This window comes from Serratia marcescens (assembly GCF_006715005.1).
Lineage (GTDB): Bacteria > Pseudomonadota > Gammaproteobacteria > Enterobacterales > Enterobacteriaceae > Serratia > Serratia montpellierensis.
Window position 1 is genome coordinate 270,510 of record NZ_VFMJ01000001.1, and the last position, 15,730, is coordinate 286,239.

Consider the following 15,730-nt stretch of genomic DNA (forward strand, 5'->3'; position numbering starts at 1 on the left):
ACGTCGCCAACGTCAGGGAGTGGGCGTAGCGACGTCAGAATAGGGGTTTATTTTGGATATGCGCAGACAGTTGGCCCGTATCGCCGGGCTGGTATTATTGGCTATGTGTTGGGCACCGTTGAGTTGGGCCGCGCAAGGATGGCAACCGCTGGCGGAGAAGATCAACAAGAGCGAACACGATCCGCGTCAGTATGAGGCGATCAAGTTGGCTAACGGCATGACGGTGTTGCTGGTGTCCGATGCCCAGGCACCGAAATCGCTGGCGGCACTGGCATTACCGGTCGGGTCGCTCGAAGATCCGAACAGCCAACTGGGCTTGGCGCACTATCTGGAGCATATGGTGCTCATGGGCTCCAAACGTTACCCAGAGCCGGAGAACCTCTCCGAATTCCTGAAAAAGCACGGCGGCAGCCACAACGCCAGCACGGCCTCTTATCGCACTGCCTTCTATCTGGAAGTGGAAAATGACGCGCTGGAGCCGGCGGTCGATCGCATGGCCGACGCCATTGCCGAGCCGCTGCTGGATCCGGGCAATGCCGATCGTGAGCGCAACGCGGTGAACGCCGAATTGACGATGGCGCGTTCGCGCGACGGCATGCGCATGGCGCAGGTCGGCGCGGAAACCCTTAACCCGGCGCACCCGAGCGCGCGCTTCTCTGGCGGTAATCTCGATACGCTGAAAGACAAGCCGGACAGCAAGTTGCATGATGAACTGACCGGCTTCTATAAACGCTACTACTCCGCCAACCTGATGATGGGCGTTTTGTACGGTAATCAGCCGCTGCCGCAGCTGGCTGATATTGCGGCGAAAACCTTTGGCCGCGTGCCGAATCACGACGCCAGCGTGCCGCCGATCACCGTGCCGGCCGTGACGCCGGAACAGCAGGGCATCATCATTCACTATGTGCCGGCACAGCCGCGCAAGCAGCTGAAGGTCGAGTTCCGCATCGATAACAACAGCGCCGCGTTTCGCAGCAAAACCGATACCTACATCAGCTACCTGATCGGCAACCGCAGCAAAAACACCCTGTCTGACTGGTTGCAGAAACAAGGGCTGGCGGACGCCATCAATGCCGGCGCGGATCCGATGGTCGATCGCAACGGCGGCGTCTTCGCCATCAGCGTTTCACTGACCGACAAAGGTCTGGCCAAACGCGACGAGGTCGTCGCCGCCATTTTCAACTATCTGAAAATGCTGCGCAGCGAAGGTATTAAGCAGAGCTACTTCGACGAAATCTCGCATGTTCTGAACCTGGACTTCCGTTATCCGTCGATCACGCGCGATATGGACTACATCGAATGGCTGGTGGACACCATGCTGCGCGTGCCGGTTGAGCATGCGCTGGATGCGCCTTACCTGGCCGATCGCTATGATCCTAAGGCGATTGCCGAACGCCTGGACGCCATGACGCCGCAAAATGCGCGCATCTGGTTCGTCAGCCCCGATGAGCCGCACAACAAGACGGCCTATTTCGTCAACGCGCCTTACCAGGTCGACAAAATCACGCCGCAGCGCTTTACGCAGTGGCAGCAGCTGGGCAGCGGCATTGCCCTGTCGTTGCCGGCGCTCAATCCGTACATTCCGGATGATTTCACCCTGACCAAACCGTCGCACGAGTTCAAAAAGCCGGAAATGGTGGTGGATAAACCCGGCCTGCGCGTGCTGTACATGCCGAGCCGTTACTTCGCCGACGAGCCGAAGGCCGACGTCACCGTCGCTTTCCGCAACGCCAAGACCATGGATTCCGCGCGCAACCAGGTGCTGTTCTCGCTGACGGATTATCTGGCCGGCCTCGCACTGGATCAGCTGAGCTATCAGGCATCGGTCGGTGGGCTGAGCTTCTCGACGTCGCCGAACAACGGCCTGATGTTTAACGCCAACGGTTTTACCCAGCGCCTGCCGCAGTTGCTGACGGCGCTGATCGAGGGCTATTCCAGCTTCACGCCGACGGAAGATCAGCTGGCGCAGGCCAAGTCCTGGTACCTGGAGCAGTTGGACGCCGCCGAGAAGGGCAAGGCGTTTGAACTGGCCATTCAGCCGGTGCAGATGGTTTCCCGCGTGCCGTATTCCGAACGTAGCGAGCGCCGTGAAGTGCTGAAGACGCTGACGCTGAAAGACGTGCTGGCTTATCGCGACAGCCTGTTGGCGGAGGCCACGCCGGAGCTGTTGGTGGTGGGCAACATGAGCAAGCAGCAGGTCGACACGTTGGCGTCGACGCTGAAACATCGTCTGGGCTGTACCGGCATCGAATGGTGGCACGGCGAAGACGTGGTGGTGGACAAGAATCAGCTGGCCAACCTGCAACAGGTGGGCAGCAGCACCGACTCGGCGCTGGCGGCGGTCTATGTGCCGACCGGCTACGACGAAGTGACCGGCATGGCCTACAGCTCGCTGCTGGGGCAGATCATTCAGCCGTGGTTCTACAGCCAGCTGCGCACTCAGGAGCAATTGGGGTATGCGGTCTTCGCCTTCCCGATGTCGGTGGGGCGCCAGTGGGGCGTGGGCTTCCTGCTGCAGAGCAACAGCAAGCAGCCGGCCTACCTGTACCAGCGCTATCAGGATTTCTACCCGAAAACCGAGAAGCGCCTGCGTGAAATGAGCGAGGCCGATTTTGAGCAGTACAAACAGGCGCTCATCAATGAGCTGAAGCAGCGGCCGCAAACCCTGAGCGAAGAAGCCAGCCGGTTCGCCAACGATTTCGATCGCGGCAATTTCGCCTTCGATACCCGTCAGAAGCTGATTGCGCAGGTGCAACAGCTGACGCCGGCCAAGCTGGCGGATTATTTCCACCAGGCGGTGATCCAACCGCAGGGGCTGGCGGTGCTGTCGCAGGTGAGCGGCAGCGGGCAAGACAAGGCGGATTACGCGGCGCCTAAGGATTGGGTTACCTATCCGAACGCGTCTGCATTGCAGCAGATCCTGCCGCGCAAAGTGGCGACGCCATGACGGAAGTTGCCCCGCAGAGGCTGGAGCCGCTGACGTTACCGCTGTTCGGCGAACGCCTGATCGAGGCGTCGGCGGGCACCGGTAAAACCTTTACCATCGGCGCGCTGTATTTGCGTTTGCTGCTGGGGTTGGGCGGTGAAGCAGCGTTTCCCCGCCCGCTGACGGTCGAAGAAATCCTGGTGGTGACCTTTACCGAGGCCGCCACCGAGGAGCTGCGCGGACGTATCCGCGACAATATTCACGGGCTGCGTATCGCCTGCGTGCGGGGCGTCAGCGCCAACCCGCTTTTTTCGGCGCTGATGGCTGAAATTGACGATTTGACCGACGCCGCATCGCAGCTGCTGGCGGCGGAGCGGCAGATGGACGAAGCGGCGATCTACACCATTCACGGCTTTTGCCAACGAATGTTGACGCACAACGCCTTTGAGTCCGGCATGCTGTTTGAACAAACGCTGGTGCAGGACGAGCTGCCGCTGCGGCGGCAGGCCTGTGCCGATTTCTGGCGTCGCCACTGCTATCCGTTGCCGCTGGGCGTGGCGCGAGCGGTCAGCCAGGAGTGGAGCGGCCCTGAAGCGTTGCTGGCCGATCTTTCCGGCTATCTGCACGGTGAGGCGCCGGCGCTGCGTCGGCCGCCAAAGGACGAAGAAACCGTCCTGATGCGGCACGAGCAGATCGTCGCGCGCATCGATGCCATCAAGGCGCAATGGCGTGCGGTGGCGGGCGATCTGGAGGCGTTGATCGCCCAGTCCGGCGTCGATAAGCGCAGTTACAGCAGTAAACACCTGCCGAACTGGCTGAACAAGGTCGGCGAATGGAGCGGGCAGGAGACTCAGGACTACCAACTGCCGAAGGAACTGGATAAATTTCGCCAGTCGGTGCTGATGGAGAAGACCAAGAAAGGCGAGCCGCCGCGGCATGCGCTGTTCACGGCGATCGACGAGCTGTTTGATGAACCCTTGACGCTGCGCGACCTGATCATGGCGCGCGCGCTCAGCGAGATCCGCACTTCCATTCAGCAAGAAAAGCGCCAGCGTGCCGAGCTGGGGTTTGACGACCTGCTCAGCCGACTGGACGGCGCCTTGCAAAGCGGTGGCGGCGAACAGCTGGCACAGGCGATCCGCCAGCGTTACCCGGTGGCGATGATCGATGAATTCCAGGATACCGATCCACAGCAATACCGCATTTTCCAAAAGCTTTACGTCGGCCGGCCCGATTGCGGCCTGCTGTTGATCGGCGATCCCAAGCAGGCGATTTACGCCTTCCGCGGCGCCGACATCTTTACCTACATGCGGGCGCGCTCAGAGGTGAGCGCCCACTATACGCTGGAGACCAACTGGCGCTCGTCGCCGTCGATGGTCGCCAGCGTTAATCAGCTGTTTTCTCAGGTAGAAAAGCCTTTCCTGTTCGGCCAAATCCCCTTTATCGAGGTCAGCGCAGCGGAAAAGAACCAAGGGCTGGCGTTTGACCTGCACGGCAAGCCGCAACCGGCGATGCAGTTCTGGCTGCAGCAGGGGGAAGGCGCCGGTGTAAGTGATTACCAACAGCTGATGGCGCGCCTGTGCGCCACGCAAATTCGCGACTGGCTCAGCGCCGGGCAGCAGGGCCAGGCGTGGCTGCAGGGCGGCAAGAAGCCAAGGCCGGTACAAGCCTCCGACATCACGGTGCTGGTGCGCAGCCGCAATGAGGCGGCGTTGGTGCGCGATGCGCTGAGTGCGCTTTCTATTCCGTCGGTGTATCTGTCCAACCGCGATAGCGTGTTCGACACCCCGGAGGCCAAAGACCTGCTGTGGTTGTTGCAGGCGGTGTTGGCGCCAGAACAAGAGCGCACGCTGCGCAGCGCCATGGCCACCGGGCTGATGGGGCTGGACGCGCCGACGCTGGACGGCCTGAGCCGTGATGAACGCGCCTGGGACGCGTTGGTTAATGAATTCGACAATTACCGCACGCTCTGGCTGCGCCGCGGCGTGTTGCCGATGCTGAGCGAGGTGATGAAAGCGCGCCAGCTGGCGGAGAACCTGCTGGCCAGTGCCGGCGGCGAGCGTCGCTTGACCGACGTGCTGCATCTGGGGGAGCTGTTGCAAGAAGCGGCGGCGCAGCTCGACAGCGAGCATGCGCTGGTGCGCTGGCTGGCGCAGCAGATTGCTCAGCCTAATCGCCAGTCCGACAACCAGCAACTGAGGCTGGAGAGCGACCGGCATTTGGTGAAGGTGATCACGATTCACAAATCCAAGGGGCTGGAATTCGATCTGGTGTGGCTGCCGTTCGTCGGCAACTTCCGCCAGCAGCAACAGGCGCTGTATCACGATCGCCACAGTTTCCAGGCGTTGCTGGATCTCGACGCCAATGAAGAGAGCCAGGCCTGGGCGGAGGAGGAGCGGTTAGCGGAAGACCTGCGTCTGCTGTACGTGGCGCTGACCCGCTCGGTGTATCACTGCAGCATCGGCATTGCGCCGTTGTTCCAGGGCACGCGCAAGAAGCAGGGCGATACCGATCTGCACCGCAGCGCATTGGGTTATCTGGTGCAGGGTGGGCAGCCCGGAGACGCTGTGTATCTGCAGGAACGCCTGCAGCAATTGGTGGGCGGCGGCATTGCGCTGTCGCTGGTGGAACCGCCGGATGAGGCGCCCTGGCAGCCCCAGGCGGCGTCGGCCGAAGCGTTGGCGGCGAAAAGTTTTACCCGGCGGATCCAGGATTTTTGGCGGGTGACCAGCTATACCGGTTTACAACAGCATGGCGCGAGCCTGATGCAGGATCTGCTGCCGCGTCTGGATGTCGACGCCGCGGGCGAGCGGGGGGATGAGAGTGAGCCAGCGCTTACACCGCATACCTTCCCGCGCGGCGCAACGCCCGGCACCTTCCTGCACAGCCTGTTTGAAACGCTGGACTTCACTCAGCCGCTGGACGAACAGTGGCTACTGGCACAATTGCAACAGCACGGGTTCGCCGAACATTGGCAGCCGATTTTGCTGGCGTGGATGCGGGTATTGCTCAACACGCCGCTCGACGACAGCGGCGTGACGCTGGCGGCGCTGACGCCGCAGCACAAGCAGGCCGAGCTACAGTTCTATTTGCCGATCAACCGGCTGTTGCAGGCGAAGGCGCTCGATGCCCTGGTGAAGCGTTACGATCCGCTTTCCGCCCGCTGTCCGGCGCTGGATTTTCATCAGGTGCAGGGCATGCTGAAAGGCTTTATCGACCTGGTGTTCTGCTGGCAGGGCAAGTACTACCTGCTGGACTACAAGTCCAACTGGCTGGGGGAAGACAGCGGTGCCTATACCCGGCCGGCGATGGAGCAGGCGATGGCGGAGCATCGTTACGATCTGCAATACCAGCTGTATACGCTGGCGCTGCATCGTTATCTGCGTCATCGGTTGCCGGATTACGATTACCGACGCCATTTTGGTGGGGTGATTTACCTGTTCCTGCGCGGCGTGGATGCGGCGCACCCGGGCAATGGCATTTTCACCTGTCTCCCCGAGTTTGAGTTGGTGGAGGGGATGGATCGCTTGTTCAGCGGTGAGGCGGCGGCGGCGGAGGAAGGATCATGATCGCACTGCTGGAGCAGGCGGTGGCGCTTGGCGTGCTGCGCCCGCTGGACGTGCAGTTCGCCCGCGTGGTGGCGAACGAAGACGAGCCTGATATTTTGCTGGCCGCCGCCTGCCTGAGCGCAGAGGCGGGGGCCGGTCATGTCTGCCTGATGCTGGAGCAGCTGCAGGCGGACACGTTGTTTGAAGGGCGCCAACCGGCGCTGGCGCTGGCGGTGTGGGAGGCGGCCGGGCGGCCGGATAGCACGCGTTGGCAGCAGCGTTTGGCGGCCAGTGCGGCGGTCGGGGACGGCAGCGGCGCAACGCCGCTGGTACTGCGCGGGCCGCGCCTGTATCTGCAGCGCATGTGGCAAAACGAAGGTGAAGTGGCGGCGTTTATCGGCGGCGAAGGTGAGACGCTGGCGGTGCCGGAGGCTGAGCTTCGCACCATTCTCGACCGCTTGTTCGGCGCGGCGAGCGACGAACCCGATTGGCAGAAGATCGCCGCTGCGGTGGCCGCCACGCGGCGCATCGCGGTCATTTCCGGCGGACCGGGTACCGGTAAAACCACCACCGTCGCCAAGCTGTTGGCGGCGCTGGTGCAGCTGGATGAAGGCGAACGCTTGCGCATCCAGCTGGCGGCGCCGACCGGCAAGGCGGCGGCGCGCCTGACGGAGTCGCTTGGCAGCGCCAGCCGTCAACTGGCATTGACCCCGGCGCAGCAGGCGTTGTTCCCGACGGAGGCGGCGACGTTGCACCGTCTGTTGGGAGCGCAACCGAACAGTCAGCGCATGCGCTATCACCGTGGCAACCGGCTGCATTTGGATGTGCTGGTGGTGGATGAGGCCTCGATGGTCGATCTGCCGATGATGGCGCGCCTGATTGCCGCGCTGCCCGATCGGGCGCGGGTGATTTTCCTCGGCGACCGCGATCAGTTGGCCTCGGTGGAGGCCGGTGCGGTGCTGGGAGATATTTGCCGTTTTGCCGAGCAGGGATACAGCGATGCGCGTGCCGCAGAGCTGAGCCGCCTGACCGGCTGTTCGATCGAAGGGCGGCAGGCCGACGCGGAAGCGGCGGTGCGCGACAGCCTGTGTCTGCTGCGCAAGAGCTACCGTTTCGATGCCCGTTCCGGCATCGGCCAGCTGGCGTTGGCGGTCAACGCCGGCGCGGGGGATCGCGCGCTGGCGGCATTAAACGGCAGTTTCGGCGATGTTTCGGGTTTTGCGCTGGCGACGAGTGAAGAGTATCAGGCGCTGTTGGATGCCTGCGTGGCGGGCTATCGCGACTATTTGCGGCTGACCGCCGAAGGCGCGGACGCGGCGGCGGTGCTGGCGGCCTTTGGCCGTTTTCAGGTACTGTGCGCGCTGCGTGAAGGGCCGTTCGGCGTCGCCGGCCTGAATGATCGTATTGAGCTTGGGCTACAGCGCGCCGGTCTGATCGACCGCAAACCGGGCGTGCTCGGCCGCTGGTACCAGGGGCGGCCGGTGATGATCGGCCGCAACGACAGCGCGCTGGGGCTGTTCAATGGGGATATCGGCATTACGCTGCCGGATGAGCACGGCGATCTGCGCGTGCATTTCCAGCTGCCGGACGGCAGCATCAAGTCGGTGCAGCCGAGCCGTTTGCCGGCGCATGAAACCGCCTATGCCATGACGGTGCACAAATCTCAGGGATCGGAGTTTGACCATACGGTCCTGGTGTTGCCGAATCACTTCCTGCCGGTGCTGACGCGTGAGCTGGTCTATACCGCGATCACTCGCGCGCGTAAGCAGCTCTCGCTGTATGCCACGGAGGCGGTGTTGCTGCGGGCCATTCGCATGCCGACTCAGCGTCGTAGCGGATTGGCTGAACGGCTGCAGGCGACGGAATAAGCGTTAGCGTTGAAGGGGCGCGGCAACGGCCGCGCCGCGGGGATTACAGATCGGCCAGCAGGATTTTGGAACGGCGCTGGTAGTTGTACAGCGCCTGTTTTTGCATCGGCAGCACGTCGACTTCCGCCGGGGTGAATCCACGCTCCTGGAACCAGTGGATGCTGCGGGTGGTCAGCACGAACAGCTTCTTCAGCCCCATCTGCCGCGCCTGATTTTCCACCCGTTGCAGCAGCATCTCGCCGCGCGATGAGCTGCGGTAATCGGGATGCACCGCGACACAGGCCATCTCACCGATTTTTTCCTCTAAGAACGGGTACAGCGCCGCGCAGGCGATGGTCAGGTTGTCGCGTTCGATAATGGTGAACTTGTCGATCTCCATCTCCAGCTGTTCACGCGAACGGCGCACCAGAATACCCTGCTGCTCGAGTGGCCGAATCAGCTCCAGGATGCCGCCGATGTCGTTGATCGTCGCCCGGCGCACCTGCTCGGCGCTTTCCATCACGATTTGGGTGCCGATGCCGTCGCGCGAGAACAGCTCCTGCACCAGCGCACCGTCCTCCTGGTAGCTGATCAGGTGGCTGCGGCGCACGCCGCTGCGGCAGCCTTTCACCGCGCCGCGCAGGAAGCGCACGGTGCCGGAATGGTAGTCGCCGCCTTCCTCCAGCTCTTCAAGGCGCTTTTGCGCGTCGTTGGGGAACAGCTCGGAAAGGATGTTGCCTTCCGCGTCGGTCACGCCTTGTGAGGAGCAGAAACCGATCATTTTTTCCGCTTTCAGTTTGATCGCCAACTGGGTAGCCACTTCTTCCGAAGTCAGGTTGAAGCTCTCGCCGGTGACCGAAACTGCGACCGGGCCGATCAGCACGATGGCGTTGCTGTCGAGCTGGCGGTGGATCGCTTCTTCATCTATACGGCGAATACGGCCGCTGTGGCAGTAGTCGATGCCGTCATCGATGCCCAGCGGCTGTGCGATGATGAAGTTGCCGCTGACCACGTTAATGTGCGCGCCTTGCAGCGGCGTGTTGTTGAGGCTCATCGACAGCCGGGCGGTGATGTCGAGCTGCAATAAACCGGCGGCCTGCTTGACCAGTTCGAGCGTATGGGCGTCGGTCACGCGGATGTGCTTGTGGTAGATCGGCTCATGGTTATGTTGCGCCAGATTGGCGTCGATCTGCGGCCGTGCGCCGTAAACCACCACCAGGCGAATGCCCAGACTATGCAGCAGCCCGATATCGTTGACGATATTGGAGAAATTCTCGTGTTCGATGGCTTCCCCGCCGAGCATGATGACAAACGTTTTGCCGCGGTGGGCGTTGATATAGGGGACTGAGTGACGGAATCCTTGCACCAGCTCTGTACTACGTTCCTTCACGGCTAAACCTCTTTTGCATATTTATACGATATTTTTGTATTTTTATTCTTTTATTGCGCCAATGGCAAGTGGGAAATCGTCATGAAGAGTGCGCTAAGGGTGCTAAATCGTTAATAAATTGAAAAACCATAAAAAGATTTTCTGATGACAGGGCTGGAATGATTGGTTAAAGTTTTCGGCATCCCCATTCTATTGGTGTTTTTTTCATCTGTTGTAAACAGCTATTACTGCCGGAGCCGCATGCCAAACTCTAATCACAATCTGGGCCGCCGTCGTTTATTACAGGGCGTTGCCGCCAGCTGGTTGCTGAGTGTGAGTCGCACGGGCTTCGCCGCGTCATCGCACGTGATCGCCGTGCGCGTCTGGCCATCCTCGACTTATACCCGCGTCACGCTCGAATCCAACGTCGAACTGAAATACAAGCAGTTTGCCCTGACCAATCCCGATCGCGTGGTGGTGGATATCGAAGGCGTACACCTCAACAGCGTGCTGAAAGGCATTGCCGGGCAGGTGCGTGCCGACGATCCGTATCTCAAGCAGGCGCGCGTCGGCCAGTTCGATCAGAATACCGTGCGGCTGGTGCTGGAGCTCAAGCAGAGCGTCAGCCCGCATATTTTCACGCTGGCGCCGGTGCCGGAGTATCGCAACCGTCTGGTGATGGATCTCTACCCGACCAAGGGCGGCAGCGGCGGTGAGGAGTATGATCCGCTACTGGCGTTACTGGAAGATTACAACAAGGGCGATCTGGAGCGCACGCTGCCACCGGAAGCGCCGCAGGCCGGCAAAGCGGGGCGCGATCGGCCGATCGTCATCATGCTGGATCCTGGCCACGGCGGCGAAGATCCCGGCGCGATCGGCAAGTACAAGACGCGCGAGAAAGACATCGTGCTGCAGATTGCCCGCAAGCTGAGCGCTATGATCAAGCGCGAGCCGAACATGAAGGTGTTCATGACGCGCAACGAAGATGTGTTTATCCCGCTCAAGGTGCGTGTCGCCAAGGCCCGCAAGCAGCGCGCCGATCTGTTCGTTTCGATTCACGCCGACGCCTTTACCAGCCGTGCCGCGCGCGGTTCATCGGTGTTCGCGTTGTCCACTAAAGGCGCCACCAGCTCGGCAGCCAAGTTCCTGGCGCAGACGCAGAACGCGTCGGACCAAATCGGCGGCGTCAGCAAGAGCGGCGACCGCTATCTCGACCATACCATGTTCGATCTGATTCAGACCGCGACCATCAACGACAGCCTGAAGTTCGGCAAGGAAGTGTTGAATCGGATGGGGAAAATCAACCGGTTGCACAAGAATCGCGTCGATCAGGCCGGTTTTGCGGTGTTGAAGGCGCCGGATATCCCGTCGATCCTGGTGGAAACGGCGTTTATCAGCAACATTGAAGAGGAGCGCAAGCTGCGCACCAGCCATTTCCAGCAGCAGGTGGCGGAGTCGATTCTGGCGGGGATCAAGGCTTATTTCGCCAACGGTGGTGCGCTGGCGAGCCGATAAAAGCAGGGCCGGGCGCGAGTCCGGCTATTTTTGCGGATTGCAGATACAAAAAAACACCCGTCAGGGTGCTTATCTGTTGTCATCAAGAGTTGGTTGCGGAGGCCGGATTTGAACCGACGACCTTCGGGTTATGAGCCCGACGAGCTACCAGGCTGCTCCACCCCGCGTCCGTCTTGATGCTGTATTACTACCAAACCACCGTTCATGTTATGCCGCTGGTACGACATTCGGTTGGTTGCGGGGGCCGGATTTGAACCGACGACCTTCGGGTTATGAGCCCGACGAGCTACCAGGCTGCTCCACCCCGCGTCCGTATAATACTTTGTTATCGAAGCCAAACGCAAATACCGCCAATGCGGCATCGGTTGGTTGCGGGGGCCGGATTTGAACCGACGACCTTCGGGTTATGAGCCCGACGAGCTACCAGGCTGCTCCACCCCGCGTCCGATGGATGCGCACTATACTCTCCGTGCGTTTTGTTGCAAACCCTTTTTGCATTTTATTGGCCTAAACCCGTTTTTCTGCTGGATTTGCCCGCAATTTGCCTTCTTTTTCATCACCATCCTCCGCGCGGCTTTTTTTATTTGCAGCGATTCCTTTATCAATGAGCGTTTGTTATCGTTCAGCCGGTAGATCATATCAGTTTGAGAGTGTGCGCGATGAAAGGACGTTGGGGCAAATACCTGCTGGGCGGGTTGATGGTGGCGGTGTTGGCGGGATGTTCGTCCAAGCCGACCGATCGGGGTCAGCAATATAAAGACGGACGTCTGGATCAATCGCTGGAGCTGGTCAATCAGCCCAATGCCAAAGGTTCGCCGGTCAACGCCAGGGATTACTCGGATCAGCTGATGGAGATCAAGTACGCGTCGCCTTCGCTGTTTAACCGCAACAACAGCACCTATCAGGCGGTACAAAGCTGGATGGCGTCCGGCGCCGACACGCGCATGCTGAGCCAGTACGGCCTCAGCGCTTACCAGATGGAAGGCGTCGACAATTATGGCAACGTGCAGTTTACCGGCTACTACACGCCGGTGGTGCAGGCGCGCTATACCCAACAGGGCGAGTTCCGCTATCCGCTGTACCGCATGCCGCCGAAGGGCAGAGGCCGCTTGCCGGATCGCGCGGGCATCTATTCCGGTGCGCTCGACGATCGCTATATCATCGCTTACACCAATTCGCTGATGGACAACTTCATGATGGAAGTCCAGGGCAGTGGCTATGTCGACTACGGCAACGGCCAGCCGCTGGTGTTCTTCGGCTATGGCGGCAAGAACGGTCACGCCTATCGCAGCATCGGCAAGGTGCTGATCGATCGTGGCGAAGTGGCCAAGGCGGACATGTCGATGCAGGCGATCCGTCAGTGGGCGGATACCCACAGCGCTGCAGAGGTGCGTGAGCTGCTGGAACAGAATCCGTCGTTCGTGTTCTTCCGTCCGGAAGCTTTTGCGCCGGTGAAGGGCGCCAGCGCGGTGCCGTTGGTTGCCAAAGCCTCGGTAGCTTCCGATCGTTCGCTGATCCCGGCGGGTACCACGCTGTTGGCCGAAGTACCGCTGCTGGACAACAAGGGTAAATTCACGGGAAAATACGAGATGCGCCTGATGGTCGCGCTCGACGTGGGTGGCGCCATCAAGGGCCAGCATTTTGACATGTATCAGGGCATCGGGCCGGAAGCCGGCCACTCGGCGGGGTACTACAACCACTATGGCCGCGTCTGGGTGTTGAAGAACAACGGCGGCGGTCAGTTGTTCAGCGCCAATCAGTCAACCGGCGGCGGTGCATTGCTGGCCACTCGGTAAACGCATACGGCGTGAAAAGATTGACCCGCAAGGGCCGGATTTTCCGGCCCTTATCATTTGCATTACGAAGGTAATTAAAGCGTTATGAGCACAGCTTATTCGGAAGCCTATCTGCAGCGTTTCGGCGGCACGGCGCGGTTGTACGGCCAGCAGGCGCTGGCGGTGTTCGCGCAGGCACACGTCTGTGTGATCGGCATCGGCGGCGTGGGTTCCTGGGCGGCTGAGGCGCTGGCGCGCACCGGTATCGGCGCCATCACCCTGATCGACATGGATGATGTTTGCGTCACCAATACCAACCGCCAGATCCACGCGTTGCGCCAGCACGTCGGGCAATCGAAAACCGAGGTGATGGCGGAGCGTATCCTGGCGATCAACCCGGAATGCCGGGTGACCTGCATCGACGATTTTATCACCCCGGACAACGTCGCCGAGCTGCTGGACCATAACTTCAGCTACGTCATCGACGCGATCGACAGCGTGCGGCCGAAGGCGGCGTTGCTGTCATACTGCCGCCGCTTCAAGATCCCGGTGGTGACCACCGGCGGTGCCGGCGGGCAGACTGATCCGACCAAGATCGAAGTGGCCGATCTGGCCAAAACCATCCAGGATCCGCTGGCCGCCAAGCTGCGCGAACGGCTGAAGCACGATTTCAACGTGGTGAAAAACGGCAAGGGCAAGCTGGGTATCGACTGCGTCTTCTCCAGCGAGCCGCTGGTTTACCCACAACCGGACGGTTCGGTGTGCGCTTCGCGCAGCACGGCGGAAGGGCCGAAAAGGATGGATTGCAGCGCGGGATTCGGCGCGGCGACCATGGTCACCGCGACCTTCGGCTTCGTCGCCGTCTCGCACGCGCTGAAAAAGATGGTGGCGAAGGCGGCGCGTCAGGCGTAACGGGCGGCGATCGCCTTTACGGCGGCGGCCAACGCCGCCAGGCCGCTGGCGCGGGTGGCGCTCAGCTGCGCGCGCAGCGCTAACCGATCGAACAGCGCCAGCGGATCCAATGCGGCGATCTGCTGCGGCGTTTTCCCTTCCACTTCGGTCAGCAGCACCGCCAGCAGGCCGCGCACGATGCGGCCTTCGCTGTCGCCATAGAAGTGCAGCGTGCCGTCTTCCAGCAACTGGTGCCCCAACCAGACGCGGTTTTCACACCCGCTCAACGCCATTTCGTCACTGCGCAAGGCCTCCGGCAGCGGCGGCAGCCGCTTCGCGAGCATAATCAGCTGGCGGTAGCGGTCTTCCCACTGCTTCAGTGCGCTGAAGGTGGCAATCAACGCTTCGGCGGTGATCTCTCGGCCAAAAGGATGGGGGGCGAGCATAGCGTCTCCGGGAGTCAAGTCAGTCGGCCAGCAGATCGAGGGCGTGAGTCAACGCGCTGACCAGCGTATCGACGTCCTGTTGCGTATTGTAGGGGGCGAACGACGCGCGCAGCGTGCCGCTGACGCCTAACGCAGCCATCAGCGGCTGCGCGCAGTGCTGACCGGCGCGCAGCGCAATGCCTTGCTCCGCCAGCAGCGTGACGATGTCGCTGTGGTGTACGCCGGCGATGTCGAATGCCAGCAGGCTGGAACCGGAGCTGCGGAAGCTGCGAAAGCCCGGCAGCTGCGCCAACCGTTGTTCCGCCTGATCAGCCAGTTCGCGGCTGTAGCGCTCCGCCGCCGCCATGTCCTGTTCGCTCAGCCAGGTGACCGCCGCGGCCAACCCCAGCACGCCGGCGATGTTTGGCGTGCCGGCTTCGAAGCAGTGCGGCGGTTTTTGCGGGGTAAAGCCGTCGAACGACGCCTGGGTCAGCATCTTGCCGCCGCCTTGCCACGGCGCCATTTGCGCCAGCAGCTCGGTTTTACCGTACAGCGCGCCGATGCCGGTCGGGCCATACAGCTTGTGGCCGGAGAAGGCGTAGAAATCGATGTCGAGCCGCTGTACGTCGGCCGGGCCGTGAACCACGCCCTGCGCGCCGTCGATCATCACGCGTGCGCCGGCGGCATGCGCCAGCGCGATCGCCGGCGCCAGATCCGGGCAGCCGCCGGTGACGTTGGACATTTGCCCCAGCGCTAGCAGGCGGGTTTTGTCGTTGAGCAGGGCGGGCAGCTGCGTCAAGTCCGGCAACCGATCGGCGCCGATGGGCAGTTTCACCACCCGCGCGCCGGTTTGCTCTGCCACCATCAGCCAGGGGATCAGGTTGGCGTGGTGTTCCGCTTCGCTCACCAGGATTTCATCGCCCGGTTGCAGACGCGGGCGCAGGTAGCTCTGCGCCACCAGGTTGATCGCCTCGGTGGTGCCGCGCGTCCAGATGATATCGTCGGCCGATGGCGCGTTGATCAGCTGCGCCACCTGGCCGCGTGCCTGCTCGAAGCGGGCAGTCAGATCCTGCGCCGCCCGATGCTGGCTGCGGTGCACGGTGGCGGCGTCATCGCGATAAAATTGCAGCGTGGCGTCGATGACCGCCTGCGGTTTCAACGCGGTGGCGGCGCTGTCCAGATAGATGCCGTCCTGCGCGAGCGCGGGAAACTGTTGGCGAAAAAGGCTGGGGTTAAAAGGCGTCATACCCTGATTGTCACTGGCTTGAGTCGATGGGTGATCCTGTCCTATTTTGCCGCCGGTGACAAGCGCTCCCGCCGATTAGGACTTATCGGCTGGCAAAATTGGGAAAGTTTGTTATGCTATTAAATGTGCGCTAATTAATCGCATCTATACACATAAAAGGTATTTTTCAGCATTTAAAACTACAAAGG

General features: G+C 61.4%; 9 protein-coding genes and 3 tRNA genes. 6 read left to right on the forward strand and 6 right to left on the reverse strand.

Going from position 1 to position 15,730, the window contains the following annotated elements:
- The first annotated feature begins 58 nt into the window (after window positions 1–58).
- From ptrA to recD, 3 genes are read left to right on the forward strand one after another with little or no spacing between them, the layout of a single operon-like run.
- Window positions 59–2,947 (forward strand): pitrilysin, encoded by a 2,889-nt coding sequence (ptrA, locus tag FHU12_RS01295; RefSeq protein ID WP_141966940.1) that lies wholly within the window; start codon window positions 59–61, stop codon window positions 2,945–2,947.
- Window positions 2,944–6,495, forward strand: a complete 3,552-nt coding sequence (gene recB, locus FHU12_RS01300; RefSeq protein WP_141966942.1) for an exodeoxyribonuclease V subunit beta — start codon at window positions 2,944–2,946, stop codon at window positions 6,493–6,495. Before ptrA ends, recB begins: the two co-directional genes overlap by 4 nt.
- The gene (recD, locus tag FHU12_RS01305) at window positions 6,492–8,342 is read left to right on the forward strand and encodes an exodeoxyribonuclease V subunit alpha (RefSeq protein WP_141966944.1); all 1,851 of its coding nucleotides are present in this window, start codon (window positions 6,492–6,494) and stop codon (window positions 8,340–8,342) included. Before recB ends, recD begins: the two co-directional genes overlap by 4 nt.
- Before the next feature lie 43 nt (window positions 8,343–8,385).
- Here recD and argA read toward each other — a convergent pair whose 3' ends face one another.
- Window positions 8,386–9,711 (reverse strand): amino-acid N-acetyltransferase, encoded by a 1,326-nt coding sequence (gene argA / locus FHU12_RS01310; RefSeq protein WP_049296158.1) that lies wholly within the window; start codon window positions 9,709–9,711, stop codon window positions 8,386–8,388.
- Window positions 9,712–9,951: 240 nt separating this feature from the next.
- On the opposite strand from argA, the gene amiC reads away from it, so the two are divergent.
- Window positions 9,952–11,205 carry an N-acetylmuramoyl-L-alanine amidase AmiC gene (gene amiC, locus FHU12_RS01315; RefSeq protein WP_099817548.1) on the forward strand — a complete coding sequence of 418 codons (1,254 nt, stop codon included), beginning with the start codon at window positions 9,952–9,954 and terminating at the stop codon, window positions 11,203–11,205.
- A gap of 90 nt (window positions 11,206–11,295) precedes the next feature.
- Here the strand turns inward: amiC and FHU12_RS01320 are convergent.
- From FHU12_RS01320 to FHU12_RS01330, 3 genes are all read right to left on the reverse strand, one after another.
- Window positions 11,296–11,372: transfer RNA gene (locus FHU12_RS01320), tRNA-Met, on the reverse strand.
- Between the two features lie 65 nt (window positions 11,373–11,437).
- Window positions 11,438–11,514, reverse strand: a tRNA-Met gene (locus FHU12_RS01325).
- A gap of 57 nt (window positions 11,515–11,571) precedes the next feature.
- Window positions 11,572–11,648: transfer RNA gene (locus FHU12_RS01330), tRNA-Met, on the reverse strand.
- A gap of 216 nt (window positions 11,649–11,864) precedes the next feature.
- On the opposite strand from FHU12_RS01330, the gene mltA reads away from it, so the two are divergent.
- Both mltA and tcdA read left to right on the forward strand, forming a co-directional pair.
- On the forward strand, window positions 11,865–13,001 hold the full coding sequence (gene mltA, locus FHU12_RS01335; RefSeq protein ID WP_141966946.1) for a murein transglycosylase A: 1,137 nt from the start codon (window positions 11,865–11,867) through the stop codon (window positions 12,999–13,001).
- A gap of 84 nt (window positions 13,002–13,085) precedes the next feature.
- On the forward strand, window positions 13,086–13,892 hold the full coding sequence (gene tcdA / locus FHU12_RS01340) for a tRNA cyclic N6-threonylcarbamoyladenosine(37) synthase TcdA (RefSeq protein ID WP_129993592.1): 807 nt from the start codon (window positions 13,086–13,088) through the stop codon (window positions 13,890–13,892).
- On the opposite strand, the gene csdE is transcribed toward tcdA, so the two are convergent.
- Together csdE and csdA are read right to left on the reverse strand one after the other, a co-directional pair.
- Complete coding sequence (gene csdE / locus FHU12_RS01345; RefSeq protein ID WP_141966948.1) at window positions 13,883–14,317, reverse strand: cysteine desulfurase sulfur acceptor subunit CsdE; 435 nt, start codon at window positions 14,315–14,317, stop codon at window positions 13,883–13,885. The two genes, tcdA and csdE, sit on opposite strands and share 10 nt — an antisense overlap.
- A gap of 19 nt (window positions 14,318–14,336) precedes the next feature.
- Complete coding sequence (gene csdA, locus FHU12_RS01350; RefSeq protein WP_141966951.1) at window positions 14,337–15,542, reverse strand: cysteine desulfurase CsdA; 1,206 nt, start codon at window positions 15,540–15,542, stop codon at window positions 14,337–14,339.
- Between the last annotated feature and the right edge of the window lie 188 nt (window positions 15,543–15,730).

Excerpts from the sequence above, each read along its gene's own strand:
- csdE (WP_141966948.1), bottom strand. The coding sequence starts at position 14,317 with ATGCTCGCCCCCCATCCTTTTGGCCGAGAGATCACCGCCGAAGCGTTG.
- tcdA (WP_129993592.1), top strand. The coding sequence starts at position 13,086 with ATGAGCACAGCTTATTCGGAAGCCTATCTGCAGCGTTTCGGCGGCACG.
- csdA (WP_141966951.1), bottom strand. The coding sequence starts at position 15,542 with ATGACGCCTTTTAACCCCAGCCTTTTTCGCCAACAGTTTCCCGCGCTC.
- amiC (WP_099817548.1), top strand. The coding sequence starts at position 9,952 with ATGCCAAACTCTAATCACAATCTGGGCCGCCGTCGTTTATTACAGGGC.
- recD (WP_141966944.1), top strand. The coding sequence starts at position 6,492 with ATGATCGCACTGCTGGAGCAGGCGGTGGCGCTTGGCGTGCTGCGCCCG.
- recB (WP_141966942.1), top strand. The coding sequence starts at position 2,944 with ATGACGGAAGTTGCCCCGCAGAGGCTGGAGCCGCTGACGTTACCGCTG.
- ptrA (WP_141966940.1), top strand. The coding sequence starts at position 59 with ATGCGCAGACAGTTGGCCCGTATCGCCGGGCTGGTATTATTGGCTATG.
- mltA (WP_141966946.1), top strand. The coding sequence starts at position 11,865 with ATGAAAGGACGTTGGGGCAAATACCTGCTGGGCGGGTTGATGGTGGCG.